At 40.7% G+C, this 17,530-nt stretch carries 19 protein-coding genes and 4 tRNA genes; 20 read left to right on the top strand and 3 right to left on the bottom strand.

The genetic code is table 11. The features are described from left to right. The first annotated feature begins 95 nt into the window (after positions 1–95). The 10 genes from murB (at position 96) to ABMY35_RS04540 (ending at position 5,964) form a co-directional block, all read left to right on the top strand. Positions 96–1,106, top strand: coding sequence for a UDP-N-acetylmuramate dehydrogenase (gene murB, locus ABMY35_RS04495; RefSeq protein ID WP_349285199.1), 1,011 nt, complete (start codon positions 96–98; stop codon positions 1,104–1,106). Then, positions 1,103–2,104, top strand: coding sequence for a bifunctional biotin--[acetyl-CoA-carboxylase] ligase/biotin operon repressor BirA (gene birA / locus ABMY35_RS04500; RefSeq protein ID WP_349285200.1), 1,002 nt, complete (start codon positions 1,103–1,105; stop codon positions 2,102–2,104). Before murB ends, birA begins: the two co-directional genes overlap by 4 nt. Further along, positions 2,101–2,805 (top strand): type III pantothenate kinase, encoded by a 705-nt coding sequence (locus ABMY35_RS04505; protein ID WP_349285201.1) that lies wholly within the window; start codon positions 2,101–2,103, stop codon positions 2,803–2,805. Before birA ends, ABMY35_RS04505 begins: the two co-directional genes overlap by 4 nt. Positions 2,806–2,926: 121 nt before the next feature. After that, a tRNA-Thr gene (locus ABMY35_RS04510) sits at positions 2,927–3,002 on the top strand. Positions 3,003–3,049: 47 nt separating this feature from the next. Further along, positions 3,050–3,134: transfer RNA gene (locus ABMY35_RS04515), tRNA-Tyr, on the top strand. Between the two features lie 45 nt (positions 3,135–3,179). Beyond that, positions 3,180–3,254, top strand: a tRNA-Gly gene (locus ABMY35_RS04520). Between the two features lie 12 nt (positions 3,255–3,266). Beyond that, positions 3,267–3,342: transfer RNA gene (locus ABMY35_RS04525), tRNA-Thr, on the top strand. Between the two features lie 138 nt (positions 3,343–3,480). Beyond that, positions 3,481–4,665, top strand: coding sequence for an elongation factor Tu (gene tuf / locus ABMY35_RS04530; protein ID WP_058028464.1), 1,185 nt, complete (start codon positions 3,481–3,483; stop codon positions 4,663–4,665). A gap of 560 nt (positions 4,666–5,225) precedes the next feature. Next, positions 5,226–5,390, top strand: coding sequence for a hypothetical protein (locus tag ABMY35_RS04535; protein ID WP_349285202.1), 165 nt, complete (start codon positions 5,226–5,228; stop codon positions 5,388–5,390). 73 nt (positions 5,391–5,463) lie between these two features. Beyond that, positions 5,464–5,964 (top strand): hypothetical protein, encoded by a 501-nt coding sequence (locus ABMY35_RS04540; protein ID WP_349285203.1) that lies wholly within the window; start codon positions 5,464–5,466, stop codon positions 5,962–5,964. Positions 5,965–6,083: 119 nt separating this feature from the next. Here ABMY35_RS04540 and ABMY35_RS04545 read toward each other — a convergent pair whose 3' ends face one another. Further along, positions 6,084–7,292 (bottom strand): dipeptidase, encoded by a 1,209-nt coding sequence (locus ABMY35_RS04545; RefSeq protein ID WP_349285204.1) that lies wholly within the window; start codon positions 7,290–7,292, stop codon positions 6,084–6,086. Between the two features lie 185 nt (positions 7,293–7,477). Between ABMY35_RS04545 and ABMY35_RS04550 the strand changes: the two genes are divergently transcribed. The 3 genes from ABMY35_RS04550 to ABMY35_RS04560 all read left to right on the top strand — a co-directional run bounded on the left by ABMY35_RS04550 (position 7,478) and on the right by ABMY35_RS04560 (position 9,975). Further along, entirely contained in the window at positions 7,478–8,128 is a 651-nt protein-coding gene (locus ABMY35_RS04550) for a hypothetical protein (RefSeq protein ID WP_349285205.1), read from the top strand. Between the two features lie 61 nt (positions 8,129–8,189). Then, entirely contained in the window at positions 8,190–9,254 is a 1,065-nt protein-coding gene (locus tag ABMY35_RS04555) for a histidine kinase (protein WP_349285206.1), read from the top strand. After that, positions 9,244–9,975 (top strand): LytTR family DNA-binding domain-containing protein, encoded by a 732-nt coding sequence (locus ABMY35_RS04560; RefSeq protein ID WP_349285207.1) that lies wholly within the window; start codon positions 9,244–9,246, stop codon positions 9,973–9,975. Before ABMY35_RS04555 ends, ABMY35_RS04560 begins: the two co-directional genes overlap by 11 nt. A gap of 208 nt (positions 9,976–10,183) precedes the next feature. Here the strand turns inward: ABMY35_RS04560 and ABMY35_RS04565 are convergent, their stop codons facing one another. Continuing rightward, a complete protein-coding gene (locus ABMY35_RS04565; protein WP_349285208.1) occupies positions 10,184–10,447 on the bottom strand; it encodes a YheU family protein in 264 nt (87 codons plus the stop codon). Further along, positions 10,448–11,425, bottom strand: a complete 978-nt coding sequence (locus ABMY35_RS04570; RefSeq protein ID WP_349285209.1) for a hydrolase — start codon at positions 11,423–11,425, stop codon at positions 10,448–10,450. 618 nt (positions 11,426–12,043) lie between these two features. Here ABMY35_RS04570 and ABMY35_RS04575 point away from each other — a divergent pair. Genes ABMY35_RS04575 through ABMY35_RS04605 form a run of 7 tightly spaced genes read left to right on the top strand, consistent with a single transcriptional unit; the run spans position 12,044 to position 17,511 of the window. Continuing rightward, positions 12,044–12,640, top strand: a complete 597-nt coding sequence (locus ABMY35_RS04575; protein ID WP_349285210.1) for an NAD(P)H-dependent oxidoreductase — start codon at positions 12,044–12,046, stop codon at positions 12,638–12,640. Between the two features lie 23 nt (positions 12,641–12,663). Then, on the top strand, positions 12,664–13,161 hold the full coding sequence (locus ABMY35_RS04580; protein ID WP_349285211.1) for a DUF2867 domain-containing protein: 498 nt from the start codon (positions 12,664–12,666) through the stop codon (positions 13,159–13,161). Between the two features lie 24 nt (positions 13,162–13,185). Beyond that, entirely contained in the window at positions 13,186–14,352 is a 1,167-nt protein-coding gene (locus tag ABMY35_RS04585) for an AfsA-related hotdog domain-containing protein (protein ID WP_349285212.1), read from the top strand. A gap of 4 nt (positions 14,353–14,356) precedes the next feature. Continuing rightward, positions 14,357–15,511 carry an NADH:flavin oxidoreductase gene (locus tag ABMY35_RS04590; RefSeq protein WP_349285213.1) on the top strand — a complete coding sequence of 385 codons (1,155 nt, stop codon included), beginning with the start codon at positions 14,357–14,359 and terminating at the stop codon, positions 15,509–15,511. An 8-nt stretch (positions 15,512–15,519) separates the two neighbouring features. Next, positions 15,520–16,293 (top strand): SDR family oxidoreductase, encoded by a 774-nt coding sequence (locus ABMY35_RS04595; protein WP_349285214.1) that lies wholly within the window; start codon positions 15,520–15,522, stop codon positions 16,291–16,293. Next, positions 16,277–17,050: an SDR family NAD(P)-dependent oxidoreductase gene (locus ABMY35_RS04600; protein WP_349285215.1), complete on the top strand. Its 774-nt coding sequence runs from the start codon at positions 16,277–16,279 to the stop codon at positions 17,048–17,050. Before ABMY35_RS04595 ends, ABMY35_RS04600 begins: the two co-directional genes overlap by 17 nt. Positions 17,051–17,073: 23 nt before the next feature. After that, positions 17,074–17,511: a hypothetical protein gene (locus tag ABMY35_RS04605; RefSeq protein WP_349285216.1), complete on the top strand. Its 438-nt coding sequence runs from the start codon at positions 17,074–17,076 to the stop codon at positions 17,509–17,511. Positions 17,512–17,530: the final 19 nt, after the last annotated feature.

The following is a 17,530-nucleotide window of genomic DNA, read 5'->3' on the forward strand; positions in this document are numbered from 1 at the left end:
ATTTATATCATGCTTAAGGATAAGATCACATAGGTGCGTACAGGCATAGCATAGGGTAAACTAGCTCGATTACTATATTACTTGTTAGGTTGAACGTGCCATCAGTCCAATCGCTCCATACTTTTGCTTTACCTGCCCACTGTGCAGCGCTCATAACCATTACTCATCCAGATAACCTCATTGAGCTCGATTTTTCTAAGCCTTGCTATGTAATGGGTGAGGGTAGCAATACGGTGTTTATTGAAGACTTTGCTGGCACGGTATTGCAAATTGCCACTAAAGGCATAGCAGTGACAGAAAAACAAGATGTTTGGCGTGTTCAAGTAGCCGCAGGTGAGAACTGGCATCAACTGGTTATTTATTTACTTGAACAAGGCATATTTGGTTTTGAAAATCTGGCCTTAATCCCGGGGACGGTGGGGGCAGCTCCTGTACAAAACATCGGTGCGTATGGGGTTGAGGTCGGGCAGTTCATTAAATCGGTCAAAGGTTATGATATTGCCAAAGCACAATTTGTGGAACTAGCGCAAGCTGAGTGTGGTTTTGCTTATCGAGAGTCTGTGTTCAAGCAGGCGTTAAAAGAGACGTTTATTATTACCGAAGTGCTGTTTGAGCTACCTAAACAGTGGCAGCCTGTACTTAGCTATGGACCTTTACAATCGCTTGATAAAAATACGGTCACTGCACAGCAGGTATTTAACAAAGTGATTGAAATACGACAAAGCAAACTCCCTGATCCGAAAGTGCTGGCCAATGCTGGTAGTTTTTTTAAAAACCCCATTGTGGGAAGCGGGCAGGTAGAAGCTTTGTTAAAGCAGTATCCTGATATGCCAAATTATCCAGTAGATACTAAGCATACTAAATTAGCAGCTGGCTGGTTGATTGAACAAGCCGGGCTCAAGGGCTTTGAGTTAGGGGGGATTGCCGTATATCACAAACAAGCTTTAGTACTGGTTAATCAAGGTGCGGGCACAGCCTCAGAGCTTAAAGCCATGATCCAACATATTCAACAAAGCGTGTGGCAAAAGTTCAATATACAATTAGAGCATGAAGTGCGTGTGATTGCTGCAAATGGCAATGTACAACTACAAGGTGTGCAAGCATGAGTTATAAAGGACCACAAGGGAACAAGCTGGCTATTTTAAAAGCCCTTAATAAGGGAGAGTTTGTATCAGGGCAGCATTTAGGTGAAAGCTTAGACATTTCTCGCGCTGCGGTATCGAAACATATTAAGTCGTTACAAGAAATGGGCATCGATATCTTTAAGCTCAGTGGTAAAGGTTACAAACTCAACCACAGTGTTCCATTGCTAGATGAGTCAGCAGTAAATCAGTATTACCAAGCGTTATCGGGGCAACAAAAACAGCTTGAAGTGATGCCTATCATTGATTCAACCAACTCAGAATTAATGCGTCGTGTGCAAAACAAATTGCCAATTAGCTCAGGGCAAGTACTGGTCGCTGAAATGCAAGAGGCAGGACGAGGTCGTCGCGGTCGTACTTGGCAATCCCCATTTGGTGCCAACCTGTATTACAGTTATTACTGGCGTTTAGATGATGGGTTACAAGCTGCGATGGGCGTTTCTATTGCGGTAGGCCTTGCGGTCTATGATGCGTTAAAAGCACTTTATGGGTTAGAGGTTGCGTTGAAGTGGCCCAACGATATTTATCTTAATCATAAAAAGCTGGCAGGTGTATTAGTTGAATTAGATGGTCAGGTTGAAGGGCCATGCCATTTAGTGATTGGTATTGGTATTAATTTGCAAATGCCAGAGACTGCATCACAGCAAATTGATCAACCTTGGACAGACATAGCCACTCACCGCAATGAACTAGATAAAGATAAGCTGGTGGCACATTTAACTTATGCTCTTGATGAAAGGTTAGCGCAATATCAGGTGTCAGGCTTAACCGAAATGGTTTCACAGTGGAATGCATTAAATGCATTTGCTGGAGAAGTAGTCTGCCTTTCTACTGGACAGAGACAATGGCGCGGTATTTGTGAAGGCATAGATGCGCAAGGTGGGATTGTACTGCGCCAAGATGGTGAAGTGAAGAGCTATTACGGCGGGGAGATTTCATTGCGTAAGGAAGTAACTGAATGAGATTGTTAGTCGATGTGGGCAATACCGCATTAAAAGTTGCCGGTGAAGTAGATGGCCAGATCACCCTTATAGAAGAAGATGATATTAAGTGGTCAGCGGTTAAAGAAATCGCGATTGCACAAGTTGGGCCCGACAAACTGCTTGCAAATATAACTGCTAAAGCACAGCAGCTCAGCATACCTTTATTACAAGCAAATGTGACAGCACAGCTTGGCACAGTTAAATGTGCTTATCCGCAATTTCAAAATCTCGGCATTGACCGTTGGTTGGGGGTGGTTGCCTGCCATTACTTATATCCAAATAAACACTGTGTAGTCGTGGATTCGGGCACGGCGAGTAAAGTCGATGTGGTTACCAGATCTGGTGAGCATCTAGGTGGGTGGATTTTGCCCGGTTTAGATATGATGATCGACAGCCTTGTGAGTAACACACAAAAGGTATTTTCAGACTCTGAGAGTTTGTTTTTGCCAGAACTTGGCACAAATACACCAAATGCTGTAAAAAATGGTGCCTTGATAGCCACTTTAGGTGCTGTTGAAGCGGGCATTGCACAATTAAAGAGAGATTTTGACAATATTCAGGTGATTTTTGCCGGTGGTTATGGCGAGTTATTACAACTTCACTTTGAAAAGCCAAGTGTATATGTCGACGACCTGGTATTAAAAGGGTTGAGAAACTGGTGTGAATTCATACACAAATAGGTGTTTTTTGGCTTTTTTGTTGTAAATGTGAGCATTTAAACAAGAAACTTTGATTTTTTTTAAGATTCTTGTTGCATCGCCCCAAACCTTGCTCTAGAATCCTGCCCCGTACTAAAGCAGTGCCGACTTAGCTCAGTTGGTAGAGCAACTGACTTGTAATCAGTAGGTCATCCGTTCGACTCGGATAGTCGGCACCATTTATTTACCCTCACTATGAGGCGCTTTAGGCAAGAATTTTTGACGTGGAGGGGTTCCCGAGCGGCCAAAGGGATCAGACTGTAAATCTGACGGCTCTGCCTTCGCTGGTTCGAATCCAGCCCCCTCCACCACTTTATTCTTGACGGTTAGAGGTAGTTGAATAACAGGTTCCTAAAGCGGGCATCGTATAATGGCTATTACCTCAGCCTTCCAAGCTGATGATGCGGGTTCGATTCCCGCTGCCCGCTCCAGAGTTCTGGTGTGCTGATATAGCTCAGTCGGTAGAGCGCACCCTTGGTAAGGGTGAGGTCGGCAGTTCAAATCTGCCTATCAGCACCAGTACTAGAATCTTCCAAAATACTTCCTTTGACTTGTCATAAAAATACTTAATAATTGAAGAATAATTTTAATCTGCATCTTGCGGGTTATTTTTATATGTAATCTAGATACACATAAATCTTACTTATAGGTTCCGTCATGGCAAAAGAAAAGTTTGAACGTTCGAAACCGCACGTAAACGTAGGTACAATCGGCCACGTTGACCACGGTAAAACAACTCTAACTGCAGCAATCACTAACGTACTTGCAAAAGTATACGGTGGTGACGCAAAAGACTTCGCATCAATCGATAACGCTCCAGAAGAGCGTGAGCGTGGTATCACAATCTCAACTTCACACGTTGAGTATGACACACCAACTCGCCACTACGCACACGTAGACTGTCCAGGACACGCTGACTATGTTAAAAACATGATCACTGGTGCTGCACAGATGGACGGCGCGATCCTAGTAGTTGCAGCTACTGACGGTCCTATGCCTCAGACTCGTGAGCACATCCTACTTTCACGTCAGGTTGGTGTACCTTACATCGTTGTATTCATGAACAAATGTGACATGGTTGACGACGAAGAGCTACTAGAGCTAGTAGAGATGGAAGTTCGTGAACTTCTTTCAGAGTACGACTTCCCAGGTGATGACCTACCTCTAATCCAGGGTTCAGCGCTTAAAGCACTAGAAGGCGAGAAAGAGTGGGAAGACAAGATCGTTGAGCTTGCAGAAGCACTAGATTCTTACATCCCAGAGCCAGAGCGTGACATCGATAAGCCATTCATCATGCCTATCGAAGACGTATTCTCAATCCAGGGTCGTGGTACTGTTGTAACTGGCCGTGTTGAAGCTGGTATCATCAACGTGAACGACGAAGTTGAAATCGTAGGTATCAAAGAAACTACGAAGACAACTTGTACGGGTGTTGAAATGTTCCGTAAGCTTCTAGACGAAGGTCGTGCTGGTGAGAACATTGGTGCACTTCTACGTGGTACTAAGCGTGACGAAGTTGAGCGTGGTCAGGTTCTTTGTAAGCCTGGTTCAATCAACCCACACACGAAGTTCACTTCAGAAGTATACGTACTATCTAAAGATGAAGGTGGCCGTCATACTCCATTCTTCAAAGGTTACCGTCCACAGTTCTACTTCCGTACAACTGACGTAACAGGTAACGTTGAGTTACCAGAAGGCGTAGAAATGGTAATGCCAGGTGACAACATCAAGATGACTGTTGAGCTAATCGTTCCAATCGCGATGGACGAAGGTCTACGTTTCGCGATCCGTGAAGGTGGCCGTACAGTTGGTGCTGGTGTTGTAGCTACAATCGTAGAATAATCTACAGATTGCAGTAACACTGTGAAAAAGGTCACTTCGGTGGCCTTTTTTAATGCCTGTAATTTAGTGCAGCTTATGAAGGTGGCGCACTTTACCAGATAGGTGCTGGTGTTGTAGCAACTTTTGTTGAGTAATATCGACTTTAGTTAATGCCACAAAGCATTAAAAAAACCCGAGCTTAGGCTCGGGTTTTTTGTTTTTAAGGGTATAAAACTAGGAAATTTTAAAAACTGTGAAACTTGCTTCAGGCTAGTTCTCAGTTGTAATTCACCCATGAAGCAGGGTTCCTCAAGGCCTATTGTAAATCTAATAGCAGGTCAGCTACTGTTAAGTGGGCTTACTTCACCTTGCGCAAAAGGAATGGAGCACTGCGTGCTTGTCATTAAACTTTTGCACTACTCTTGCGAAAAAGGAATGAAGCACTGCGTGTTTATTAAGAAACCTTTGCATCAATTTATGCATTAACTTAGGTACTGTTGTTTTCTTGAACCGATTATGCAAACATGTCATTTGCTAATGATTTGTTAGCAAATTGATGTTTAATTAAAAGGAAAATTAAAATGACAGCAATCTATAACTTCTTTGCAGCACTGTTTTTAAGCACAGCGCCTGTAACTGAATTACCAAAAGAGCCAGTAATTGAACCTCAAAGCAAGGTATGCATTCCTATGCCGATAGGCGATGAATGGGACTTTGAGTGTATTGACCCATATGGTATGGGTTAATTAATTTAGCCTTTTTATACCCCTATGTTTCAATTACTTTAACCCTAAATGGAAGTTTAGGGTTTTCTACATAGTGACTAAATTATCTATGAACAATAAGTTTAAAGTAGTATTTTTTACCCTCCTTTTTGCGTTGCTTGGATCTGCTTTCTTAAAACAAGATTTGATTACAGCGACATTGTTTTCCTCTATTGCAATCTTATTCTTGATGAGCGGCCCTGAGAAAGAAGAGAATACTTTATGGTTGACTATTTTTAGTATTTTAGCGGTGTCTTTAATTGGGTCGATCGTTTTCGCTATTCAGCACAGTTTAGAACATTACTGGTACTTGCCATATGTGTTATCTAGTTTATTGCTTGTGTATTGGGTCGTAATAGGCAGTAAAGAAAATAACGGTGTGGTGCTATTTTTGAAAAATAGGCGACCTATACAAATAGTTGGTATTGGGTTTTTACTTCTTTATCCAATCGCAGGGCTCTTAACTATGAGTTTAAACAGTGCTGTTTATCATATGAATGGACTAGCGCTTGGGCTTGGGCTTTTAGCATCGAATAAGTGGGTCAAGGTAAGGTAAACCTCAGGCAAAGCTAGGAACAGTAGTTAAAAAAACCGAACTTCAGAGGTTCGGTTTTACTTTTTAGTCAGTGCTTGAAAAAACTTTAAAATAAGCCTACTTCTCTGTGCACTCTGCCATTAACTTTTCGTGCTTACTTTCTCTGCGTATTCTTCAGCTTGGCGCCATACGCGCATGGTGTTGCCACCTAAGATTTTCTTAATTTGCGCTTCGTTATAGCCTCGGTCTAATAACCCCTGCACTAGATTAGGGTATGTCGATACGTCTTTTAAGCCGATAGGCAGTGAGTCACCCACGCCATCATAGTCAGAGCCAATACCAACATAATCAATACCAATGAGTTTGACTACATGGTCAATGTGATCAAGTACTTGCTCTAGTGTTGCGAACGGGAATGGGTTTTTAGCGCGATAAGCTGCGGCGAAATCAGTCGTTGCTTTACCACTGTCTTCGGCTTCTTTTTTAGCAGCGTTACGTTTGTCGTACCAACCACGCGATGCACTAGTCACAAAGCTTGAGCCAAAGTTAATTTGGATCACGCCGCCATTTTTCTTTAGAGCTAACAGCATGTCATCATCCATATTACGCTCAAATCCAGGCGTATATTTGCGTAATGAAGAGTGTGATGCAATGACAGGCACTTTTGATAATTCCATGACTTGATAGAACGCAGCATCAGAAATGTGTGATACATCAATCAGCATGCCGATACTATTCATCTCTTTTACTAGCTCTTTGCCGAATGGGCTTAAGCCTTTCCATTTGCGTCGCAAGTCATAAGACGAGTCCGAGATATGGTTGCTTTGAGAGTGTGCCAAAGTGATATAGCGAACACCGCGGTCATAGAAGTGCTTTAGGTTCTTCATGTCGCCTTCCATCGGCGAGCCGTTTTCCATACCCATGGCAATCGACATTTTACCCAGTTTAAAATGGGTATAGGCATCTTTATATGAGTAAGCGATGGCAAATTTGTCTGGTGCACGGAACACCAGCGCTTCCATGCCATCAATTAATTGGTTCGCTAATTGGTAGCTTTTCCCCTTGCCTTCAAACTCTAAGCTGGCAGGTATATAAATCGACATAAAAGGTACATTTAAGCCGCCTTTTTTCGCACGAGGGTAATCAAAGTCACCGCCTTCAGTCGCCTTACTGACATCATCCCACTTGTCTGCGATTCGGTATGGCACATCAATATGGGTATCAATTAAAATGCTTTGTTTGGCAATACGCTCGGCACGCTCTGATGCTGTGTACTGCTTCTCTGCTGCTGATAAGTTTGCACTGGCAATCGCTAACGCGAGTGCGGCAAGAGTAAAAGTTGCTTTCATGGCTCAGTCTTTTATTGTTTTAAGTGCTTTGATTGTAACAACAATTTCTTCGTCCTGTATATTCTCCGCTTATCCTCTTTTCTGACCACTTGTCACATTTCGCAAATTGCCATGGGGTGTTTTCCATATAGTTATACCCAACAGAGGCACACAGCCTAAACAAATTAAAAATTAAGGAAAACAACATGTCTACATTCAATGCTAAAACAATCCGCCGTACTTTAATTGCTGCTATTTTAGGTTCAGTATCAAGTGCTGCTATTGCAACGGAAAACACCCAAACACAACAAGAAGAAAAGGTAGAAGCTGCGGTCAAGCTGGAGCTTAAAGAAGGCTTTAATATCAGTGTGCAAAGCAACGAGATTGACGATGTTTTTGAAGGCAGTGGCCTTGGCATGAGCTACCAAGCTGGCTTCGGAAATTTACTTAAAGAAGAGGGAAAAAGTTTAAACTTATATGGTCGTATACATTATCAAATCAACCGCAGTGATGAGGATGCTCAGCTTACTCAGACTGATATCACACTGGGTTTGAATTTCGCTCACTCTGACAAGTTGCACGTTTATTTAGAGTCAGCGATGTTACAGCAAGAAGTATCTGGTCAATCGCAAAGCTTTGCTCGCAGTTATGATGTCACTCGCTTAGGCGCGCGTTACAACTTTAAAAAGAATTTTGTACTTAATGGCGCAGCAATTCATCGAAATGGTAAAGAGAACGAATTGGGGTATCGTATCGCTTTAGAATCTACCAAGAAAGATGCTTATTCAGTAGGTATGGGGTTTAGCAGTGTAGGTGACAATGACTCGCTGTTTATTTCAATTGTTTCAATGTTCTAAGTTGGTAATGGAAATCATTATGGGTACAATTCATCGCGTCGAAGCAAGGAGTATTGTACCCATGAAGAAGTATTGGCTGTGCCAGTTAGCTGTTTTCGTTGTAATTTTGGCACTAAATAGCAGTATTCTGGCGACCATAGGTTTTAGTGAATTGACGAGTCAGCAGATAAGCTCCCTTTCTACTAGGGCGCTGCTTACATCAGGCTTTTTTATCTTGTTTAGTCACTTTGTTATCAGAAATGGCAGTCAATGGCTTGCTCGCAAACGCGGTATGAAGAGGCCTACATTGGCACTTTTATTGGTAATGAGTGTTTTAGCAGCAGCACTGTATCATCTTTCTTATGAGTTTGTGGTTCAGACAATTGCCCCTTCAGCTTTACCCAGTGAAGAAGTGTCGATGCAAGTGCAGGGTAGCAAAATTGAATTTCACGAAAACAAGAGAATCGAGTGGGTAGCCATTTTTATCAAATGCTCAATGTATTGGCTTTGGTCTGGCTGTTATTTAGCTGTGATTGCTAGAAGAGAGAAGCGTATGTTAAAAACGCAGTTAAAAGAGCAGCAACTCGCCAGCTTGCAAAATCAAATAAACCCACATTTTCTATTTAACTCGTTGAATACTATTCGTGGCATGATCTACCAAGATCAAGATAAGGCGGCAGAGATCGTCACACAGCTTTCAGAGTTGTTTAGGTATAACCTAACGACAGATTTACGGACACATGTCAGCGTTGAGGATGAATGGCAAATTTGTGAAAACTACCTGGCTATTGAGCAAGTGAGATTTGGTGAGCGGCTAAAAGTACACTTTGATTGCCCACAGAATCTACTTAAAGCAACCTTGCCCAGCATGTCTTTACTTACACTGGTTGAAAATGCTGTAAAGCATGGTATTGCTCATCTTCCTAACGGTGGGGAGCTGAAAATTCATGTGTCAGAGCGTGAAGGCAAAGTGCAGGTACAAGTCATTAATCCTTTTGATGAAGCTAGAGTTAAAAGTGGTACCCAGTTGGGGCTGGCAAACATTCAATCTCGATTAGAGCTTATGTTTGGACAACAGGCAAAACTGTTGATTTCACAAGAACGTCAGCAATTTAAAGCCATTATGGAGGTGCCCTATGCAGCCTAAAGCAACAATTAAAGTGCTTATCATTGACGATGAGCCTTTGGCGCGTGCAGAGTTACAGCGTTTATTAAAAAAGTATAAGCAAATAGAAGTGCTGGGTGAAGCGCAAAATATTATCGAGGGGAAAGCCTTAGTCGATGACTTAGCACCAGACGCAATATTTTTAGATATTGAAATGCCGGGAGGGACCGGGCTTGAGCTCGCTGAGCAATTAAAAGGTGAAATCCCCATCGTCTTCTGTACAGCTTATAACGAGTTTGCCGTGGACGCCTTTTCGCTCAATGCAGTTGATTATTTACTAAAACCCGCAGCCCCTGCGCGGTTAGAAAAAGCCATTGAAAAGCTCACAAGTCTGCTATCAGAAACCGAAAATACACAGCTTGAAGACGATTTTAAATTGATGGTGAAATTTGCTGACAAAATGAAAATCATCTTGTTGAGAGACATATTGCGTTTTGAAAGTGTCGGTAACCATGCGGCAATTTACACCGAATTTGGCAAGTCTTACATTCATAGTTCGCTGAGTAAAATAGAAGCAAAACTTGACCCTAGCGTGTACTTACGCGCAAGTCGCAGTGAAATAATTCGTTTGGATGCGGTGGTGCATCTAGAGGAGAGTATCAACTATGGGTTAACTGCGACCCTGAGTAATGGCTCAGAAGTCGATATATCTCGCCGCCAAGCTTCTGCGTTGAAAAAACAAATGAGCTTTGCAGCGTTTTAATACCAATCCTCTTAATTAAGCGGTCTATTTTGAGGCAAGAAAAACTAGTCGATAACGAGGCGGAAATTTTGCTATTTAGTTGTTCTAAATAAGAAGTTTTCAATGAAGTTAGCGTCAGTTTTAGTCCCTCAAAATGATTGAGTATTATTGAGGATTGGTATAATAAGTGTTTTATTGCTATCTGTAAGTGAGCTTAGATTGACACTGATTACGCGTAATCAGTGTCATAGCCTTGGGTATATTCTTCACTTTGCATTGCGTTGAATTGGGCTTTTGAGACGATATTGACCGACTCATGCAGTTCAGAGAACACAATAAGGGCTTCACCTGATTTGAGTTGGGCTTTCACTTGCGCCACTTTTGTTTCAGTATTCACTTCAGCATCACCGTAATCGGTGCCTTCGCGATGTACATAATGCTCAATGAGATTATTAAGCGTGTTTGGATCAAGTTGCTGATATGGGACGAGCATCTACTTCTGACCTTTAAGGAGTGATTGAAAATAATGGGGAACGGCTTTTTCAAGCCAAAATTCGGGTTTGAACGGATTCTTCCCACTAATAAAGCCGACATGACCGCCTTTTTTAGACACTGCCAAAGTAACTTGGTCGCTGACTTGATCGGCTTTAGGCACCGCTTTCTTTGATAGCATGGGGTCATCTTCGGCATGGATCAGCAAAGTGGGTGTCGCAATATATTTTAAGAAAGGCTGAGCACTTGCTTGTGCATAATAATCTTCAGCACCCTCAAAGCCATGTAGTGGTGCTGTTAATTGATCATCAAACTGCCACAAGTCGTTAATGTCGGCTAACTCTTGCTTGTTCAGCTTTATCGTTTCACCGATCTGCGGGTATTTTCTTGCGGATGATTTTTTTAAACGGTCCAACAAGTATTTTTGATATAAACCAAAGCAGCTTTTTCTGATCACCTGACACGAAGAAGAAAGATGATGGGGCGCTGAAACAACCGCAGCACCGCTTAGGTCACTTTGCTTACCTTGCTCACCTAAATATTTGGCAAGTACATTGCCACCAAGAGAAAAGCCAACAGCGAATAAAGAACTAGGGTTTAAGCGTGCTTTTAATGTTTGGATTAAAAATTGTAAGTCACCGGTTTCCCCACTGTGATAAGCGCGCGGTAAACGATTAGGTAAACGTGAGCAGTTTCTGAAGTGCATGAGTACGGTATCAAAGCCTTCTTGAGTCAAGGCTTTGAGCATGCCTTTGGCATAAAAGCTATCAAGATTGCCTTCTAGACCATGAAGTACAATAGCAAGAGGGGAATTTTTCTGACCTGTACGATTCCAGGCTAATTCTAAAAAGTCACCATCAGGCGTAGTCAATTCTTCATATTCCACATCAACGCGCTGAAAAGGTCTAAAAAAACGGGGCAAGATAGTTTGTGCATGACGATTTGACATCCACCAAGCACTCTCAAACTGATAACTCATAATTTTTCTTATTTACTTACTCACAGGCAGTGTATCAGAGAGTCAAAACTCAATAAATAATTAAGGTTTTAGATTTAATGGCAACTAGCTATGAGGCTGTCTGATTCAGCATGAGATTTTTACAACCTCAAGCATGTTGGTTTGATGGAGTTAAATGTTTTAGGAGCAAGAGTGGGGGCCGTATGAGTATTTTTTTATTTCAACTTCCCCATATTGATTACAAGGAGGTTTAATCTTCAAGGGTTATACTAAAGTAGTATACGCTGTTTTCTTAGTTTTTAGCTGAGGTAATAATTTTATAAAGTGAAACTAAAATATTACCATTCCATAAATAAAAGATTTTCATCTTCCTTTATGTTTTGTTTCCTCTTTGATTTTGCTTTGTTTTTATTTTTGTTTTTTATTGTTCTTACTTTTAATTAGTTTTTTGTTTTCTGGTATTTTGTTATTTGCAACGCATCAATAATGACTTTTTTTTAGTATTGTTTTTATTGGTACTTGTTTTTTTTAAGCTTGGTTTGACAAGGTGTAAATGTTGCTCTTAATATCGCCGCATTAAATTTTAGGCTTTTTTTTAAGCTTGTTTATTAATTTTTTCATATTTTTAAGGAGATTTTTATGGAAAGAAAAATATTGGTTATATGTGGTCATCCAAACCTAAAAGCATCACGTGTGAATTCGGCAATTTTAAAAGAAGTAAGTGAGCATGCTGTAACTGTACACAACCTAAGTGAGCATCATGAAAACTTCAACTTTGACGTTGAAAAAGAACAAAACTTACTTTTAAAACATGACCGTATTGTGTTCTTGTTTCCTCTATACTGGTATTCAACTCCAGCAATACTAAAAAAATGGTTCGATGATATTTTGCTGCCTGGCTTTGCTTATGCAAGAGGCGGAGATAAATTACTCAACAAAGAGTTTATGGTTGTTACTACTGTAGGCGCTATGGAAGAGGGTTATAGAGCCGGTGGTTTTAACCATTATACAATTGATGAATTGTTAAGGCCGATCCAGCAGTTAACTTATTATGTTAAAGCTAAGTATATTCCGCCATACCCTATCTATGAATCAGTTTTTATCTCGCCAGAAGATTTAAAGCAAGCAGCGAAGAGTGCTACAAAATTTATTGTTTCTGATTATCAGGATCCGACTTTTAAGTATGAGCAAATGCTGCTTAAAGCTGAAGAAATGCAAATTGAATTAATCAGTTAGGAAAATTTTGATAAGGCTTCTGTATGTACATCAGAGATAAAAAAACCTCATTTGCATTAGTTGCTGATAAAGCTGAGCTAGATTATTTTCATCAGGCCTCAGTAAAGGATTGTGCTTCGGCAACAGTCTATTCAGCTTACTGTAAGATGACCAACGATTGCCCTGCTTGGCTCCAAGCTGCTTTTTGGTTGAGAGACAAAATGAGTGCTTTGGCTAACGTTGAAAATATAAAGGGTTTTCATAATAAAAAACCCGATTCTCCACCGAAAGCTGGAGAAAAGCTAGATTTCTTTGATGTGGTAGAAATATCTGAGTATGAATTGATCCTCATGTCTAGTGATAGGCATTTAAGTGTATTAATTGCGATAAACATGCAGAGCAATGAAGGGACGGGCAAAAACTTAACAATTACAGCCAGTGTAAAAAATAAAAATTTTTTTGGTCATCTATATATGGTCCCAGTGAGGCCAGCTCATAGTTTTATTGTTAATAATATGCTCAAAAAAGTTAGTTTTAAATGATTTGTATAATTAAAGGAAATGATTATGAAAGATTTAGAATTGTCACCGAAAGTATTACATAAGGATCATGATGATGACATCCTTATTGACAGTACCACACCTCTACTTCCTGCTTATATAACTATTGAAGAATTTGAAAGCTTGCCAGCTGAAAAAGAGAGCAGGGAAGTTTTTGATAAATATTATAACTTAGTTGGTAATGTTTACCTCTTGTCTTTTGTACCTTATAAAATTTCTGAAAGTGAATTTAATGGTGGTGTCTTTTCAGGGTTTTATAATGAGGTTAAGGGTGAATTTATATTGTCAGCTCGATTTTTGCCTGTAACAGTTGTACGTATGCTCAATCGAGGTGAAAAGCCATTGAACGAGTATTTGTTTGATAGGGAAAAAAGCTTAATCCTGCAGCGTTGGTTTAGTCAGCATCCAGATAACTATCTTGCGCCAGTCTTTAGCTATATTGCAAAAATAGATACTGAGAATTACTTTTTTTATCGAAAACCACATGAGCATGTTCCGGGGTTAATGTTGATCGAAATGGCTCGCCAAGCAATGTATCACTACGTATATAGTTGTAGTGGCTATGATCGTGGTGATGTGTCTATTTCAATGAATAACTTGGGGCTGTCATGTCAACAGTACGTGATTTCCTCTTATGAGTTAGAGTTGCTTGTTTGTCATCGTGAAAATCAATACAGAAATAAGCCGAAAACGGTTGATAAGATAGCGCGTTTTTATCAACGGGGTCAGTTTGTTGGCTCTTTGACTCTTGCTGGTTCAGTGATTAATACACGCCTTTTTAAACGGTTAAGAAACTTATCATTCCCTCCAACTCACTGGTTTAAATTAGTTAATAAAAATACAAGCCAGGTTGTCGTTACGGACGTTACTGGTCGCTGTGCGTCTGTTGAACTGCAAAGTGTATCCACTGAAGGTGTGAGGCTGAATACTTCGCCATTTGACCACTACAGTCATGTAAATATATTGCTACCCAATGAGCCCAGTATAACCTTGCCGCTTGCTGAGTATGGCAAACAATTTGATGATTTTATTGAACTAAAATTTGCAAAACTCACTAGTTCTCAGCGTAATGCATTGAGTGAATTCATAAAATGTAAAACGAAAATACAAGTTTATGAAACGCCACCAGTAGCTCAAGATGGAAAAGCTGAACTTGCTCAGGCGAACGGATAAGTATATGGCAAATGAGTATGACAGAGTTATTGAGCCGTTAGCACTGTCTAATACTATGATCTTAAAAAATCGGCTGTATTTTGCGCCAATGGGGATTGATGTAGCGGATAAAGATGGCACAGCCTCGCAAGAGTTTATCGACTTCTATTTAAACATTATTGCCGGCGGAGTGGGGATGGTTGTATTAGGAAATGCTTCAATACACCCTACAACTCGGTTACATGAGAAAGGTTTGTGTCTTCATAATGAAACACAAGCCAAGGCGTTGTCACCATTATTTGTTGCAGGTAAAAAGCATGGCTGTAAAGTCGTCGTTCAGTTGCAACACTATGGTGCACAGGGAAGCATGTCTCTTACAGGTAAGCCGCTGCTATCACCAAGCGGCATCGCTTGTAAGCGTATGCAGGCAAAAGAGCATGGCTATCAAGTCAGTACTATGTCACAAGAAGACATTAATTCAGTGAAACAGCAATTTGTGATTGCCGCAGGACTTGCCAAGCAAGCAGGAGCGGAGCTGGTGCAGTTGCAAGCTTCTAATGGATACTTATTAAGTAGCTTTTTATCACCTTATACGAATCAACGTACAGATAAATATGGGGGAAGTGGAGAGAGTCGTTTTCAACTACTCCTAGAGGTGATCCAAGAAATAAAAGCATCGCACCCTGAACTCGGTATATGCGTGCGATTAGGCATTGATGATGGTTTGGGTGAGGCTGGACAGCGACCAGAGTTGCTTTCGCCCTATATAAGAAAACTAGAAGCGTCAGGAATATATGCTCTGACTTTATCGGTCAGTATTGGCGAAACATTCTCAATGCTCGTTGATGCAACTGAAGAAGCAAAAATAAGGCTCGCTAGCGGTATAAGTGAGATCAGAAAGAATTGCACTATTCCACTTGGCTTTGCCGGTTTAATTGGCAGTTTAGAAGATGCAGTGAGAGTAAGGAATGAGCTTCAGGTTGATTTAGTAGGAATGACACGCGCATTGTTTGCAGATAATGAGTTGATTAATAAAAGTGTGTCAGGTCGAAAGAGTGATATCCACTTTTGCAAATTCGATGGACATTGCTTTCGGGATAAAAGTAACCCTCAAGCAGAGCGTGTTTACTGCTGTGTTAACCCTCAGTATTTACGTCCCTCAAATATAAATTACGAATAGGAAAATTTATGAGTTTTAAGGATAAAATTGTACTAATAACAGGCGGCACCCATGGTATAGGTTTGGCTATTGCTAAAGAGTTAACTGCTCAAGGTGCTCAAGTAATAGTAACCGGTCGTTCTGCGGCTAAAGCCGATCAGGCAATGACTGAATTAGGTCCCGCAGCTACATTTATTCACTGCGATATTAGTAAAAAAGACAGCGTATCAAATTTATTTAAAAAAATTGTAGATGATTTTGGTGGTCTTGATTTGGCCGTTAATAATGCAGGAGTAACTTCTAAGCGTAACAATTTAGCAAATATAGATATTGAAGATTGGCAAAATACAATTGATATCAACATCACAGGTACAATGCTTTGTTTAAAGCATCAGATCCCTCTTATTGGCCAAAAGCCTAAAGGCGCAGTTGTAAATGTGTCTTCATGTGCAGGGGTAACGCCTATACCAAATCAGGCTGCTTATAGTGTGTCTAAAGCAGCAGTAAATTGTTTAACGCAAGTTGCTGCGATTGAATTCGCTCAGGATTCAGAGCTTGGTTATGCGGTACGAATTAATGCCATTGCGCCTGGTCCCACACTAGGTGGTATGAATACACCTGAGCGTTTAGCAGCAAACCCGGTTGCGACAAAACAAAAACTGGCTGTGACAGCAATGAAGCGTATGGCCGAGCCCCAAGAAATTGTTGCTGCAACTCTGTTTTTATTAGGTGAGCAATCGTCCTATATTACTGGCAGTGTGTTAGATGTTGATGGGGGCTACAGTTGTGGAAAGTTCTCTTAAAAAGCAACTTTCTAATGTTGTTTTGATTACTGGGTGTAGCAAGGGTATTGGGTACGCGTTAAGTCTTTATTATTTGCAGAACGGGTATACGGTTTGTGGCATCTCGAGAACAAAGCCTGATATTGAACACCCAAGCTTTTATTGGCAATACTGTGATTTAACACAGCATGATGCTGTTCTCTGCGCGGTGTCAGAGCTATATGATCGTGTGAAAGGTGCCTCCTTAGAATTGTTATTCCTTAATGCTGGCACATTTGGAGATGCACCCAAAAAAGCACATACAGTAGATCTTATGCAATTTAATAATGTATTTGCCATTAACGCCCTAGCAGTAAAGTCTACATTAGATGCACTATTGCATATAGATTGGCGCCCTAAAATTGCTTTAGCTTCTGCCTCAATATCAAGTATTCGCCCTCGAGCCGGGATGCTAAGTTATGCCGTTTCCAAGGCCGCATTAAATTCAATTGTGAAAATCTATCAGCTAGAAAACCCTGATATCTTTTTCTTATCCCTAGGGCTTTGTAATGTCAAAACCAGCATATATCACGCTATCACTGACGGTGTATCTAGTGAGTTACCTGAGTTATTTGCTTTAAAGAAAAGAGCACAAGAGCCTGGTTATGTTATTTCAGCAAAGCAAAGAGCTGAAGACATGGCTAAGATCGTAGAGCGATTAGATGAATTGCAATTGGAAAAAGGCAATTTTTACGAAATTAGAACTTTGCTAAAAACTATGAATTTGGCTTCGGCCTAATAATATTAAAAGGAAAAATTAAGATGAGTGATTCTCTTGCTGTGAAAGGACATGCCCATTTGGGTAGTCATAAATATAATAAACTGGTTAAGTTTGGTGCAGTGTATGATCTGCTTGCAACCTCTTTATTAATGCTTCCCTTTCTTGTAGCGCCAATTCTTGGCGTCATTATGCAACTAGATAGTGCTATGGGCTTCAATAGTACTTTCAAGCCCCTTGATTCAACAAGCCTATTTCTTATCTGTTTGGGGGCTTGTTACGTCACCATTTGGGGGGTATTTCGTTTTTTAAATCCGAGTTATCAAGTAGGTCGTTTAGATGCAATTTTACGTTTTACGGTCGCTATCATTCAGATTATTTGTGTGGGTATGGGAGCAACACCTATCTTGCTTGGCATTACCGCAGTATTAATCACCCTAGGATTAGTTCAGTGGTTTATGGCTGAGAATCTCAGCGAGTAAAACATGGGCAACAGGTATT

Source organism: Pseudoalteromonas sp. BZB3 (assembly GCF_040104455.1).
Lineage (GTDB): Bacteria > Pseudomonadota > Gammaproteobacteria > Enterobacterales > Alteromonadaceae > Pseudoalteromonas.

Coding starts and splice junctions, on each gene's coding strand:
- birA (WP_349285200.1), top strand. CDS start 1,103: ATGAGTTATAAAGGACCACAAGGGAACAAGCTGGCTATTTTAAAAGCC.
- ABMY35_RS04505 (WP_349285201.1), top strand. CDS start 2,101: ATGAGATTGTTAGTCGATGTGGGCAATACCGCATTAAAAGTTGCCGGT.
- tuf (WP_058028464.1), top strand. CDS start 3,481: ATGGCAAAAGAAAAGTTTGAACGTTCGAAACCGCACGTAAACGTAGGT.
- ABMY35_RS04535 (WP_349285202.1), top strand. CDS start 5,226: ATGACAGCAATCTATAACTTCTTTGCAGCACTGTTTTTAAGCACAGCG.
- ABMY35_RS04545 (WP_349285204.1), bottom strand. CDS start 7,292: ATGAAAGCAACTTTTACTCTTGCCGCACTCGCGTTAGCGATTGCCAGT.
- ABMY35_RS04550 (WP_349285205.1), top strand. CDS start 7,478: ATGTCTACATTCAATGCTAAAACAATCCGCCGTACTTTAATTGCTGCT.
- ABMY35_RS04555 (WP_349285206.1), top strand. CDS start 8,190: ATGAAGAAGTATTGGCTGTGCCAGTTAGCTGTTTTCGTTGTAATTTTG.
- ABMY35_RS04560 (WP_349285207.1), top strand. CDS start 9,244: ATGCAGCCTAAAGCAACAATTAAAGTGCTTATCATTGACGATGAGCCT.
- ABMY35_RS04565 (WP_349285208.1), bottom strand. CDS start 10,447: ATGCTCGTCCCATATCAGCAACTTGATCCAAACACGCTTAATAATCTC.
- ABMY35_RS04570 (WP_349285209.1), bottom strand. CDS start 11,425: ATGAGTTATCAGTTTGAGAGTGCTTGGTGGATGTCAAATCGTCATGCA.
- ABMY35_RS04575 (WP_349285210.1), top strand. CDS start 12,044: ATGGAAAGAAAAATATTGGTTATATGTGGTCATCCAAACCTAAAAGCA.
- ABMY35_RS04580 (WP_349285211.1), top strand. CDS start 12,664: ATGTACATCAGAGATAAAAAAACCTCATTTGCATTAGTTGCTGATAAA.
- ABMY35_RS04585 (WP_349285212.1), top strand. CDS start 13,186: ATGAAAGATTTAGAATTGTCACCGAAAGTATTACATAAGGATCATGAT.
- ABMY35_RS04590 (WP_349285213.1), top strand. CDS start 14,357: ATGGCAAATGAGTATGACAGAGTTATTGAGCCGTTAGCACTGTCTAAT.
- ABMY35_RS04595 (WP_349285214.1), top strand. CDS start 15,520: ATGAGTTTTAAGGATAAAATTGTACTAATAACAGGCGGCACCCATGGT.
- ABMY35_RS04605 (WP_349285216.1), top strand. CDS start 17,074: ATGAGTGATTCTCTTGCTGTGAAAGGACATGCCCATTTGGGTAGTCAT.